Origin of the sequence: Wolbachia endosymbiont (group A) of Lypha dubia, assembly GCF_964028575.1 — a bacterium.
Taxonomy (GTDB): Bacteria; Pseudomonadota; Alphaproteobacteria; order Rickettsiales; family Anaplasmataceae; genus Wolbachia; species Wolbachia pipientis.
Genome location: NZ_OZ034796.1, coordinates 1,400,916 through 1,412,400, shown reverse-complemented (window position 1 = coordinate 1,412,400; position 11,485 = coordinate 1,400,916). Strand labels below are relative to the sequence as shown.

Annotated in this window: 13 protein-coding genes and 1 tRNA gene; 10 read left to right on the top strand and 4 right to left on the bottom strand. The window is 35.4% G+C overall.

Annotated features, from left to right (window positions below; all coding sequences use genetic code 11):
• Positions 1-808: 808 nt before the first annotated feature.
• The 3 genes from hemC (at position 809) to ABWU72_RS07090 (ending at position 2,853) form a co-directional block, all read left to right on the top strand.
• Positions 809-1,687: a hydroxymethylbilane synthase gene (hemC, locus tag ABWU72_RS07100; RefSeq protein ID WP_010962666.1), complete on the top strand. Its 879-nt coding sequence runs from the start codon at positions 809-811 to the stop codon at positions 1,685-1,687.
• The gene (murB, locus tag ABWU72_RS07095; protein WP_174516061.1) at positions 1,678-2,565 is read left to right on the top strand and encodes a UDP-N-acetylmuramate dehydrogenase; all 888 of its coding nucleotides are present in this window, start codon (positions 1,678-1,680) and stop codon (positions 2,563-2,565) included. Before hemC ends, murB begins: the two co-directional genes overlap by 10 nt.
• 96 nt (positions 2,566-2,661) lie before the next feature.
• Positions 2,662-2,853 (top strand): hypothetical protein, encoded by a 192-nt coding sequence (locus ABWU72_RS07090; protein ID WP_070356842.1) that lies wholly within the window; start codon positions 2,662-2,664, stop codon positions 2,851-2,853.
• A gap of 114 nt (positions 2,854-2,967) precedes the next feature.
• Here the strand turns inward: ABWU72_RS07090 and ABWU72_RS07085 are convergent, their stop codons facing one another.
• From ABWU72_RS07085 to ABWU72_RS07070, 4 genes are all read right to left on the bottom strand, one after another.
• Positions 2,968-3,900, bottom strand: coding sequence for an Rpn family recombination-promoting nuclease/putative transposase (locus tag ABWU72_RS07085; protein ID WP_015589057.1), 933 nt, complete (start codon positions 3,898-3,900; stop codon positions 2,968-2,970).
• Positions 3,901-4,206: 306 nt separating this feature from the next.
• Positions 4,207-6,027 (bottom strand): glutamine--fructose-6-phosphate transaminase (isomerizing), encoded by a 1,821-nt coding sequence (gene glmS / locus ABWU72_RS07080; RefSeq protein ID WP_155969556.1) that lies wholly within the window; start codon positions 6,025-6,027, stop codon positions 4,207-4,209.
• Between the two features lie 80 nt (positions 6,028-6,107).
• Complete coding sequence (yajC, locus tag ABWU72_RS07075; protein WP_155968557.1) at positions 6,108-6,479, bottom strand: preprotein translocase subunit YajC; 372 nt, start codon at positions 6,477-6,479, stop codon at positions 6,108-6,110.
• Between the two features lie 137 nt (positions 6,480-6,616).
• Positions 6,617-6,693, bottom strand: a tRNA-Asp gene (locus ABWU72_RS07070).
• Positions 6,694-6,884: 191 nt separating this feature from the next.
• Between ABWU72_RS07070 and rpsB the strand changes: the two genes are divergently transcribed.
• Genes rpsB through ABWU72_RS07035 form a run of 7 tightly spaced genes read left to right on the top strand, consistent with a single transcriptional unit; the run spans position 6,885 to position 11,480 of the window.
• Positions 6,885-7,733 (top strand): 30S ribosomal protein S2, encoded by an 849-nt coding sequence (gene rpsB, locus ABWU72_RS07065; RefSeq protein WP_353284004.1) that lies wholly within the window; start codon positions 6,885-6,887, stop codon positions 7,731-7,733.
• Positions 7,714-8,574 carry a translation elongation factor Ts gene (gene tsf / locus ABWU72_RS07060; protein ID WP_155968559.1) on the top strand — a complete coding sequence of 287 codons (861 nt, stop codon included), beginning with the start codon at positions 7,714-7,716 and terminating at the stop codon, positions 8,572-8,574. Before rpsB ends, tsf begins: the two co-directional genes overlap by 20 nt.
• Before the next feature lie 10 nt (positions 8,575-8,584).
• The gene (gene pyrH / locus ABWU72_RS07055; protein ID WP_155968561.1) at positions 8,585-9,328 is read left to right on the top strand and encodes a UMP kinase; all 744 of its coding nucleotides are present in this window, start codon (positions 8,585-8,587) and stop codon (positions 9,326-9,328) included.
• A 7-nt stretch (positions 9,329-9,335) separates the two neighbouring features.
• A complete protein-coding gene (frr, locus tag ABWU72_RS07050) occupies positions 9,336-9,893 on the top strand; it encodes a ribosome recycling factor (protein ID WP_155968563.1) in 558 nt (185 codons plus the stop codon).
• A gap of 5 nt (positions 9,894-9,898) precedes the next feature.
• On the top strand, positions 9,899-10,162 hold the full coding sequence (locus ABWU72_RS08230) for a hypothetical protein (protein ID WP_039964055.1): 264 nt from the start codon (positions 9,899-9,901) through the stop codon (positions 10,160-10,162).
• A gap of 6 nt (positions 10,163-10,168) precedes the next feature.
• Positions 10,169-10,864, top strand: a complete 696-nt coding sequence (gene uppS, locus ABWU72_RS07040) for a polyprenyl diphosphate synthase (protein WP_174515980.1) — start codon at positions 10,169-10,171, stop codon at positions 10,862-10,864.
• The gene (locus tag ABWU72_RS07035; protein WP_015589049.1) at positions 10,854-11,480 is read left to right on the top strand and encodes a phosphatidate cytidylyltransferase; all 627 of its coding nucleotides are present in this window, start codon (positions 10,854-10,856) and stop codon (positions 11,478-11,480) included. Before uppS ends, ABWU72_RS07035 begins: the two co-directional genes overlap by 11 nt.
• The last annotated feature ends 5 nt before the right edge of the window (positions 11,481-11,485 follow it).

Sequence of the window (11,485 nt, the reverse complement as noted above, 5' to 3'; positions counted from 1 at the left end):
CAGATTAAATGACAAAAAAACTCAACGTATCTGGCGTCTCATGTTTAATTTTTTGCACTATGTGCACTCTATGTCTTTATCAAATTTCTAGGTTTTTACCTACACAAGCTGAAATACGCTTATAAAGCATTTAAAACATTAAAAAACGCCAACTTAAAAGATGGATAGTGAATAACTAGCTACCCTAGGGTTTCTTTTGCCTTTTTTTCTGTTTAGTAAATTTCTTAATGTTTATAATTTAGATTAGTTGCAGCTTAAAAGCAGCTGAGTCGTGGTTATTAGACGTTTAGAATAAAAAAACGCCATACTTGAAAGTATAATGTAAGTAACTAGCCAACCACGGGGCTTCTTTTGCCTTTTTTTTCGCTTGGTAAATTTTTTAATATTTATAGCTAAACGACAACCGTCATCCCGCTGCTTGTTAGCGGGATCTAGAGATACCGCGAATGAATCGCGGTATGACGGTTAAATAATTCGTCATCCCGCTACGTGTTAGCGGGATCTAGAGATACCGTGACGGTATGACGGTTCGCGGTGGTATGACGATAAGGTTTATACCTTGTCATGCAAGTACTAGAATCCAGTAAGCTTATTTATGCATATAAAAGGTTATTATTTTGTAAAGTCAAAGTTGCTTTTGGTTTTAAGTTAAAGTACAATAAATGCAAAGGCTCATATGATGAATTAAACTGGATCCAAGTACTTGAATGACATCAGAGAGAGGGTAACCGAGGTTCATGCGATACACGCTACCAAAGTGTTTAAGTAATTAATTAGGTTAAAGTTTGGTATTCAAACAGTCGTACACATGCTAGTCAAAATAGGTACCAGAGGAAGCAAGCTTGCAGTTGCCCAGGCTTTGGAAGCAAAACAAAAGTTGCTGGATTCTTTTCCTAACTTATCTATTGAAATTGTTAAAATAAAAACTTCTGGAGATAAGTATGCAAACGCAAATCTTGCTGAAATAGGAGGCAAAGGATTATTCATTAAAGAAATTGAGACTGAATTGCTCGAAAATAATATAGACATGGCAGTTCATTCGCTAAAAGATATGCCTGCGTTTTTCTCAGGGGGTTTAACAATTCCTTGTGTTTTAGAAAGGCTAAGTTCATGCGATGCGTTTATTTCTCATAAACACAATAGCCTTGAGTCTTTGCCACAGCAGGCTACTATTGCCACTTCTTCAATAAGAAGAAAAGTTCAGTTGTTAAATGTTAGACCAGATTTAAATATAGTACCGCTACGTGGAAATGTAACAACCAGATTGCAAAATCAAAGTTTTGATGGAATAATTCTAGCTGAAGCAGGACTCATAAGATTAGAAAAACATCACTTGATTACAGAGGTATTGCCACCAAAAGTTATGTTAAGTGCAGTGGGGCAGGGGGCGGTTTGTATTCAATGTAGAAGGAATGATGTAAAAATTATCGATCTTTTAGAGAAAATTAATAATAATATGTCTTTTATAGGAGTGAAATCAGAGCGCAGTTTTATGAAGACAGTGAATGGTTCATGTTTTACACCACTTGCAGCTTTGGCTGAATATGTGAGCGAAAATATGCTACACCTTCGTTGTATGTTAGCAAGTGGAAAAAATATATACTTCACTGAGCGCACTTCATTTATAGAAGATGCGGAGAAAATGGGTATGGATGCAGGATTAGAGTTGAAATCAAAATGCTTATAAGCTTACCTAAAGTACGTGGAATCTATCGTTATGATGTCTTAATGTCTAAAGCGACGTGGTTAAATGTTGGTGGACGAGCTGATGTATTATTTAAACCATGTGATATTGAAGATTTAACATACTTGATTAAAAATACTGAACTGCCAGTTAGCGTTATTGGTGCAACATCCAACATAATAGTGCGAGATAGTGGCATTCGAGGAATAACAGTAAAATTAGGTAAGGAGTTTGCATATATTAAAAGTAAGGGTAACAACTCTATTGTAGCTGGGGGAGCTGTGCTGCTCAGCAACCTTGCTCACTTTGCGGGAAATCAGCAGATTAGTGGGTTGGAGTTTCTAGTTGGAATTCCAGGAACAGTTGGTGGCGGAATAGAAATGAATGCAGGTGCATATGGTAGTGATATCGCAAGTGTTGTACAATCCATAAAAGCAGTGAATCTAGAGGATGGAAACCTATATGAGTTCTCCAGCGAAGAAATGGGGTATTTTTACCGTGGACATAGCCTAAAAGGAAATTGGATTTTTGTTGAAGCTGAGTTTAAAGGAGTAAACTCAGAGTATGAGCTTATACTGCAAAGGTTAAAGGAAGTTATTGAGAGGAAAAATAAAAGCCAGCCAATAAGAGGAAAAACTGCTGGGTGCATATTCAAAAATCCAAAAAACTACCGAGCATGGGAGTTAATTGATAAATCTGGCTGCCTAGGGTTAAATATTGGTGGAGCTAGAATCTCTCAGAAACATTGTAACTTCTTGCTCAATTACGATAATGCAACTGCATCTGACTTGGAAAACCTTGGCAACAAAGTAAAAGATGCAGTAAAGGATAAATTTAATGTTGAACTTGAGTGGGAAATAAGGGTTTTGGGTAGCTATTAGATAGTTTTTATAGCTTATGTATATTCGTTCAGGAGAACGGCAAATAAGGTAAACAAGTAATCTAAAAAAATAATCATAGAGAAACCGTGAGGTAATGTGGTTAATCTTGTAGAACTTTGCAAGAATCTAGAGAGAAAAATAGCAAAGTTATACCAATTCTCATTATTAGTGAATCAAATAAGCGATATTGTAGAGTTATTTAATTGTGGAGTGAGAAAGAAAGGCAATAGTATGGCTTTTTTTCCATTGTTATCTATCCGTTTATTGTGCAGTGGGAATTGGTATTAGCTGAACGGACACTATTGTTATACTATATCTTATATACAATTGTGCAATATGGACAATGGCAACAAATTTACTAGCGAAATTCAGTGATTTATGATTGATAATTAAAGTTCTTAATTAGTAACCGTTCACACTTAATTCTTCAATCTCACTAATAGAAAGGCCAGTAAATTTGACAATAGTGTTGACATCAACATTGTTAGCCAGCATTGCTTTTGCGACTTCGATTTTTCCTTCGATTTTTCCTTCAATTTTCCCTTCCTCTTTACCGATTTTGATGCCTCTTTCTTCGCCAATTTGGATGCCTTTTTCAGTAGCAAGGTCAAGTCTGTATTCAAGAATGGCTTCTTCTTTCCGTAGATCCATTATTCTTTCTTCATAAGCTACTAAATCTTTTTCATTCCAGCTAAACCTGTCTAATTCATCGTAGGCTAACTTTATTATTGGTGCTTTTTCTGCTATTTTCCTTAAGTCTTCTTCCGTAGTTTCATCTGCATATTTGAAGAAAAATAACCAACGATCCACTATGCTTTCTAGCTGTTCTTCCTTATTCTTAGGAAATTTAGGTAGTTCAATAAATACAAATTGAAAATCTTTTAAGTCATGCTCATTGGTTTTCTCATCTCTTATAGTGTGGCTGGATATATAATCAAGCTTATCAGGAAATAAATTACAATTAGAGATAGCAATAAAGAAAACCTTCTTTAAATCAATGTACTTACCAGATTTATCAGCTTGCCTTGAGTAAGCCTTAGCAGCATATAGTTGAGCTCGTTTTTCGAAGCCTTTATCGCGAGTGAGCTGCATTTCAATCACATACCTAGCCCCACTAGAGTCCCTGCAAAGAACATCAACTATACTTTGCTTATCAGAGGCAATTTCAGGATCCATTATAGTACTGAGGAATTCCACTTCTTGTATAGTATTTATCTCAGTAAACCCTAAAATATCATTCAAAAAATGTATGAGAATATTCTTATTTTTTTCAGTGCCAAATATTTTTTTGAAGGTTAAATCCAGCTTAGGGTCGAGAAACTTAGATAAAGCCATAGCCAAAGTGCTTAAAAATATTAATAATTATACACTATTATTAACAATTATTCAACCATATTTTTGAAGATAGCTATGCCGCCGCGAACCGTCATACCGCCGCGGTATCTCTAGATCCCGCTAACAAGCAGCGGGATGACGAATTACTTAACCGTCATACCACCGCGAACCGTCATACCGCCGCGGTATCTCGGCATAGATTCCGCTAATTAGTAGCGGAATGACGATTGTGTATCGTGTTTTGCTAAAAATCACAGAATGCAGTCTGGTTACCTTATTAGAAGTTTAGCTTTAACTTTAAATGGACTACTCAACCGTGACAGACTTAGCTAAATTTCTTGGACAATCTGCATCTAACCCTTTTTTTGCTGCAGTAAAGTAAGCAAGGAATTGCATAGCAACACTGTAGATGATTGGAGAGATAAAATTATCAGTGTCTGGAAGTTGCACCACATCTGCGCAAACTCCCCTTAGGAATGGCGCTCCTTGTTTATCACTGAAGGCAATTACTTTGCCTTTTCTTGCAATAATCTCTTGTATATTAGATAGCGTTTTAAAGAATAAATCATCATAAGGGATAATTGCTATAACAAGCACAGTAGAGTCTATTAAAGCAATAGAACCGTGCTTCATTTCTCCCGCTGCAATACCAATTGTATTGATGTATGAAAGCTCTTTTATCTTCAATGCACCTTCCATTGCAACTCCGTATGAACTTCCTCTGCCAATTAAAATAACGTTATTGTGTTCTAATATGCTGCCTGATATATGTTGTATTTTCATCACATTTAAAACATGCTCAACATACTTGGGAATAGAGTTAATAGCGTTGCTTAGCTGTTTTATTCTCTCTCCACCCAGTATACCTTTTATTTTTCCAAGCTCCACGGCAAAGCATGCTAAAGTTGCAAGTTGCGCAGAAAAGGTTTTTGTTGAAGCAACACCAATTTCTGGCCCAGCAAGAGTATGTAACACAATATCTGAGATCTTTTCAATGCTGCTGCTAAATGTATTAGTTATACTTATGATTGTTTGCTTCTGTGATTTCGCATAACGCAGCGCTTCTATGGTATCTGCAGTTTCGCCAGATTGAGAGATAAATAACCCAATGCTGCCTTCTTCCAGCTTGACGTTGCTATACCTAAATTCTGATGAGGTTTCTAGATATACTCGAACTTGAGCGACATTTTCCAGCCAATACTTTGCTATTAGCCCAGCAAAATAAGATGACCCGCATCCAACTATAGTAATGTAACTCAGCTCAGAAAACAATTTTTTGTTAGCAAATATTACCTCTTTATATTGCTTGTAAAATTGATTTATTGTTTTGTTTAATGCACGCGGTTGCTCAAAAATCTCCTTTAGCATGAAGCTAGGGTAACCATTTTTGCTAATTAGAAAATCACTTGGACTACTATTTTCTATACTGCGTTTAACTTGTGTACCATTGTTGTATATACTAACTCCACTAGATTTTATCACTGCAATGTCATCATCTTCCAAATGCGATATTCTTTCCACAAATGCACTTAAAGCATTAGAGTCAGATGCAGCAAACACTGTGTTACAGTTATAGCCTATTGCTAAAGGCAAATTTCTCTTCGCAACAAATAAGGCGTCTGGATATTCTGCAAATAATAAGACCAAGGCAAATGAGCCGTGTAGGTTGTTTAAACACTTAAATAGAGAATCAACTGGCGACAATCCTTCATCGAGATATAAGGTTAGCATGTTTGGTATGATCTCTGTGTCAGTGTCAGTATGGAATGACATGCCCCTTTCTTCTAGGCCCTTTTTTAGCAGATTGTAATTCTCAATTATGCCGTTATGAGCAACAACAACGTTATTTGTACGAATGGGGTGAGCATTTTTAAGGCCTGGGACTCCATGTGTAGCCCAGCGAGTATGTGCTATACCAACTGTACTGTGAGACATCTTGCTGTCATCAACAACTTCACATAACCTTTCGACTTTACCTTCTGATTTTTTGACTTCTATCTTACCTTCGTTATTTATGATTGCTATACCTGAGGAATCATATCCCCTATATTCCAATTTTTGTAACCCAGTTAGTAAGGTTGGTATTACTGAATCACCACTACTTACTACACCAAATATTCCGCACACAAATGGATCACCAAACAAACTTTTTTCTAAACATGTTAAGCATTTTTGCCTTTATTACTGGTTGATTTATATTCTTTTTATCATTCTTTCGATTTTACCTTTTTAATTGGTTTAGCTGCTACTTTTTGAGTTTCTTTGCTTAAAACCTCAGATATAGCGGACTTTAGGACTTTTATCTCGACTTTTGGTGCTATTTCTATTATAAATTGTGCATTTGCTCCATCAACCTTGTTAACTTCACCTATTATTCCACCAGAAGTAATGACTGTATCACCACGTTTTATTTGATCTATCATCTTTCTATGTTCTTTTAGTTTTTTTTGTTGCGGGCGAATAATGAGAAAATAAAATACCACAAATATTAAAATCAATGGAGTAAAACTAGCAAAAGATGCGCCGATACTTGATGTATTGCTAGTTGCATCTGCTGCAAAAACTTCAGAAATGAGCATATTTAATCCTAATTGTTAATGATAAAAACAAACCTATTTAAGTATTAATTACAATACCATGCCATGTCAAGTTTGGTGAAGGCGTTTCTCAATACCGGCAATAATACTGCGAATTCTAAGTTATGCTAAAACTAATATGGCGGGAGTGATGAGACTTGAACTCACGACCTCATGCGTGACAGGCATGCGCTCTAACCAACTGAGCTACACCCCCCTAATTTCTTTTTAGCGTTTTCGGGCTTCAACTTTAAAGCTAATAAACATGTTGCCCTTTGTCAATATTTTTTGTTTGCGCTTTGCTGTCTTTTCTATTACTATGTAAATAATTTAATTTCACACATGGCTTGTACAAGTAGTCCCATTAGGGTTATGCCATGGAAGATAAACTATTTGGAGGAATGATATATGACAAATTTGCCTAAAGTCACTGTGCGTGATTTAGCTGAATCTGGTGTACATTTTGGTCACAAAATTAGTCGCTGGAACGCAAAAATGGCTCCATACATATATGGAGTGCATCAAGAAAATCGTATACATATAATTGATTTGCGAAAAACACTACCATTGCTACAGGTGGCCATGAAGGCTTTATATGACGTTGCATTTCAAGGTGGTCGCATTCTATTTGTTGGTACAAAGTTTCAAGCTTTTGATATTATTGCAAGTGAAGCGATTCGTTGTGGTCAATATTATGTGAATCATCGTTGGCTTGGTGGTATGCTTACTAATTGGGGCACTGTTTCTTCTTCGATAAAAACCTTGATGCAATATGAGAAAATATTAAATGACGAGGATAGCATTTTAACAAAGAAAGAATTGGGAAACATTGAAAAGAAAAAGCAAAAGCTTGATAAGGCGCTTGGCGGTATTAGAGAAATGGGAGCAATTCCTGATATCTTATTCATCATTGATACTAATAAAGAGCATATAGCGGTTAAGGAGGCTAAGAAGTTAGGAATTCCAATAGTTGCAATACTTGATACTAATTCTGATCCAGATGGTATTACTTATCTAATACCTGGAAATGATGACTCAAGAAAATCAATAGAGCTCTATTGTAAATTAGCTACCGACTCTATATTAGCTGGAATAGAGTCTACTCTAGCAAAATCTGGAGTTAAGATTGATGATATAAGGGGTGATGAGTTTATTCAAGAAAAAGAAGATGGTATTGTGCAAACTAAAAGGAGACGTAGTAAAGTTTACAAAGAAGAAGAAAGGGAGGTAGTAACAAATGAAGATGAATCCAGATGATATAAGAGAATTACGTGATAGAACAGGGCTTGGCTTAAGTGACTGTAAAAAAGCATTGGAAGAATGTGATGGTGACATCAAGAAAGCCGTTGATAAGTTACGTACAATAGGTCTTGCTAAAGCTGACAAAAAATCTGATAGAATAGCTTCAGATGGACTCGTTGCTATGTGTTTGACTGAAAATTATGGTGCATTGGTTGAACTCAATTGCGAAACAGATTTTGTTGCAAGGAATGAGAAATTTATAGAGTTAGTTTCAAATTTAGCATCAATTGCTCATCAAGAACGCTGTACTAGCGTTGATGAGTTAAAAAATGCCAAGTATGAAAGCATTGGCACAGTGCAGGAAGCTATTATGAATGGTACGTCAGTTCTTGGTGAGAAGCTAGAGTTAAGCAAGCTTTGTTACTTAGAAGCTAAGGATGGAGTTATTGCTGGCTACGTACATGGTGATGTGTGTGGCTTAGGTAAGATTGGTGCTTTAATTGCATTGCAATCATCTGGTGATAAGGCGAAGCTACAAGAGATTGGGAAACAAATAGCTATGCATGTAGTTGCTATGAAGCCTGAAGCTTTGTCTATAGATGATTTAGATCAAATGAAGTTGAAAAATGAACGTTCTATAATTGAAGAGCAAGTGAGGGGCTTAAATAAACCTGAAGAAGTAGCAAAAAAAATAGTAGATGGACGAATGGCTAAGTACTATGAAGAAGTTGTTTTACTAGAACAAAAGTTCATAAAGGATGATAAAATGAAAGTTTCTGATTTTATAAAATCAAGCGAGTTGAGTGCTGTTAAACTCTCTAATTACAAGTTACTTGTTTTGGGTGGTGCAAACTAAATGGTAAAAAATGTTTCCCTCAACAAATGAAAAAAGCGAAATAAAATATTCCAGAGTGTTATTTAAAATCTCTGGTGAGGCTTTGATGGGATCAAAGCAATTTGGTCACGATATGGAGACTATAGGTGAGTTATCTAAAGGCATAGTTGAAGTTTGTAATCTTGGAGTTCAGGTATGTATTGTTGTTGGTGGTGGTAATATCTTTCGTGGCACATCTGCGTCTTTAAGTGGTTGTGAAAGAGCAAGCAGTGATTATATTGGAATGCTTGCAACTATAATCAATGCTTTAATTTTACAAAACTTTTTAGAAAAAAATTTAGTAGCTTCGAGGGTATTATCTGCAATACCCATGGCCACTGTATGTGAGCCTTACATAAGAAGGAAAGCTATTCGTCATTTAGAAAAAGGTAGAGTGGTAATTTTTGCAGCAGGCACAGGCAACCCATTTTTTACTACAGATACAGCTGCGGCTTTACGTGCTGTTGAAATGAATTGTGATGTTATTCTAAAGGGTACGCAAGTAAGTGGTGTATACTCCGCTGATCCGAAAAAAAATGAGGATGCTGTAATGTATGATAAGCTTTCTTACACGGATTTGTTGACTCGTGATTTAAAAGTTATGGATGCATCAGCAATTTCACTTGCTCGTGAGAATTCTATTCCCATTATAGTTTTTTCTTTGAAGGGAGAAAAAATAGTCAATATTATTAAGGGTCAAGGTACTTATACTATAGTTTCAGATTGTAAACATTAGGTAATTTATGTTAAATGAAATAAAAGCTAAAACAAAAGAAAGAATGCTAAAAACTATTCAGTCCTTTCATGATGATATTAAAGGCGTACGCACTGGTAGAGCTAGCGCATCGTTGCTTGATGGTATAGTTGTAAATATCTATGGTGGACATCAAAAGTTAAATCAGGTTGCAGGTGTTTCGGTTATAGATAACAAAACCCTATCAATTAAAGTTTGGGACATTAGTGTTGTAGGTGAAGTGAAAAACGCTATATTAAATGCTAACCTGAATTTAAATCCTGTTGTCGAAGGTAGCACCATACGTATAGCTCTTCCGGACTTGACACAAGAAACCCGTGAAAAATTAGTGAAATTATTGCATCAGTTTGCTGAAAATGCACGGATTGCCATTAGAAATATACGTAGAGATATTATGGAAGAAACAGAAAAAATGAAGGAAAATAAAGAAATCTCAGAAGATGATTTTCATGGTGCTAAAAAGGAAATACAAAATATTACTGATAATAATATAAAAAAAATTGATGGTGAATTGTCCATCAAAGAAAAGGATATACTGAATCACTAAATGATATGGAGAAAGCTTACATAGCAAATGATGTCATTCCAGTGCTTGACACTGGAATCCAGTCTTTACTATACAACTATCTGATGCACTTGTTTGAAATCAAATTTCCTGGATCCCAGTGTCGGAGCACTGGGATGACACCAATTTTGCATTCAAGTATCAACTATTGGTGTCACTACAGTAACTCTCTTCCTGTCATGCAAGTAGCTGACACCTTCCAGGTGTCCATTGAAATCCAAAAAATTTCACTCAAGTCAAAATTAGGTTAAATTTAAATGTTGAATCAAGAATCTTTACCGAAACATTTAGCAATTATTATGGATGGTAATGGTAGATGGGCAAACAATCAAGGAAGAGTAAAAATTGATGGTTATAAAAAGGGCAGTGAAGTTGCATACGATATTGCCAAGTATTGTACGGACCTAACCATACCCTACTTAACTTTGTATGCATTCTCTATGGAGAATTGGCTTAGACCCAAAAACGAAACTGACTGTCTATTTGATTTATTTTACTCCGTTTTAACTAATGAAGATAAAGTCAATTTCATTTGCAACTGTAACATTAAGTTGAATTTTATTGGCAATTTAAGTCTGTTATCCAGTAAAATATTGGATCAAATTAAAAAAGCAGAAGAAATGACACATAAGAACGATGGTTTATTACTCACTGTGGCAGTCAGTTACGGAGCAAAGCAAGAAATTACACAAGCTATAAGCAATATTATAAAAGAAAATATTGCTTATGTATCAGAAGAGGAATTTGAAAAATTTCTGTATACTAAAGATTTGCCAAAATTGGATTTATTAATTCGCACTGGCGGCGAAAAAAGGTTAAGCAACTTTTTATTATGGCAAGCAGCTTATGCTGAATTGTATTTTTGTGATACTTTATGGCCTGATTTTTCTTGTCAAGATTTGAGTAAAGCATTAGAAGATTATACAAAAAGAGAGAAAAAATATGGTAGATAATAATTTTATAATTAGAATGTTGTCCTCAATAGTAATATTATTCATATTTTCCTTTGCTACATATTTTAGTGATTTATCGTTTTACCTATTGATTTTTTCAATAGCAGTTTTATCTTCTTTTGAATGGTATAATCTAACCCAAGGAAATAAAATTTTATACGTTTTTGCATTATTATTGATTGCACTACCAAGCGCCTCATTAATATATTTATATAATCTACCACAGGGAAAATACGCATTAGTATGGTTCGTCTTAACCATTTGGGGAATTGACGTTACTGCCTACCTATTTGGTAAGAATTTTGGTGGAGCTAAAATTTGCCCAATTCTTAGCCCTGGAAAAACTTGGACAGGACTTCTTGGTGCGATTTTAGCTGGAGTAGTGTGTACAATTTTTGGATCAATATTTTTTGGTCTATTTTCAATTTTTTATTCTCCAATCATTGGCCTTGCAATTGCTATTCTAGCGCAACTTGGCGATTTCACTGAGTCGCTTGTTAAAAGAGCTTACGGTGTTAAAGATAGTGGAAATATGATACCTGGCCATGGGGGAGTGCTCGACCGTATGGACAGTTTCATTTTTACTGCCCCTCTTATTGCTATTTACATAAGCTAAGTCTG

Excerpts from the sequence above, each read along its gene's own strand:
- frr (WP_155968563.1), top strand. The coding sequence starts at position 9,336 with ATGTTAAATGAAATAAAAGCTAAAACAAAAGAAAGAATGCTAAAAACT.
- ABWU72_RS08230 (WP_039964055.1), top strand. The coding sequence starts at position 9,899 with ATGGAGAAAGCTTACATAGCAAATGATGTCATTCCAGTGCTTGACACT.
- hemC (WP_010962666.1), top strand. The coding sequence starts at position 809 with ATGCTAGTCAAAATAGGTACCAGAGGAAGCAAGCTTGCAGTTGCCCAG.
- tsf (WP_155968559.1), top strand. The coding sequence starts at position 7,714 with ATGAAGATGAATCCAGATGATATAAGAGAATTACGTGATAGAACAGGG.
- yajC (WP_155968557.1), bottom strand. The coding sequence starts at position 6,479 with ATGCTCATTTCTGAAGTTTTTGCAGCAGATGCAACTAGCAATACATCA.
- ABWU72_RS07085 (WP_015589057.1), bottom strand. The coding sequence starts at position 3,900 with ATGGCTTTATCTAAGTTTCTCGACCCTAAGCTGGATTTAACCTTCAAA.
- pyrH (WP_155968561.1), top strand. The coding sequence starts at position 8,585 with ATGTTTCCCTCAACAAATGAAAAAAGCGAAATAAAATATTCCAGAGTG.
- murB (WP_174516061.1), top strand. The coding sequence starts at position 1,678 with ATGCTTATAAGCTTACCTAAAGTACGTGGAATCTATCGTTATGATGTC.
- uppS (WP_174515980.1), top strand. The coding sequence starts at position 10,169 with ATGTTGAATCAAGAATCTTTACCGAAACATTTAGCAATTATTATGGAT.
- rpsB (WP_353284004.1), top strand. The coding sequence starts at position 6,885 with ATGACAAATTTGCCTAAAGTCACTGTGCGTGATTTAGCTGAATCTGGT.
- ABWU72_RS07035 (WP_015589049.1), top strand. The coding sequence starts at position 10,854 with ATGGTAGATAATAATTTTATAATTAGAATGTTGTCCTCAATAGTAATA.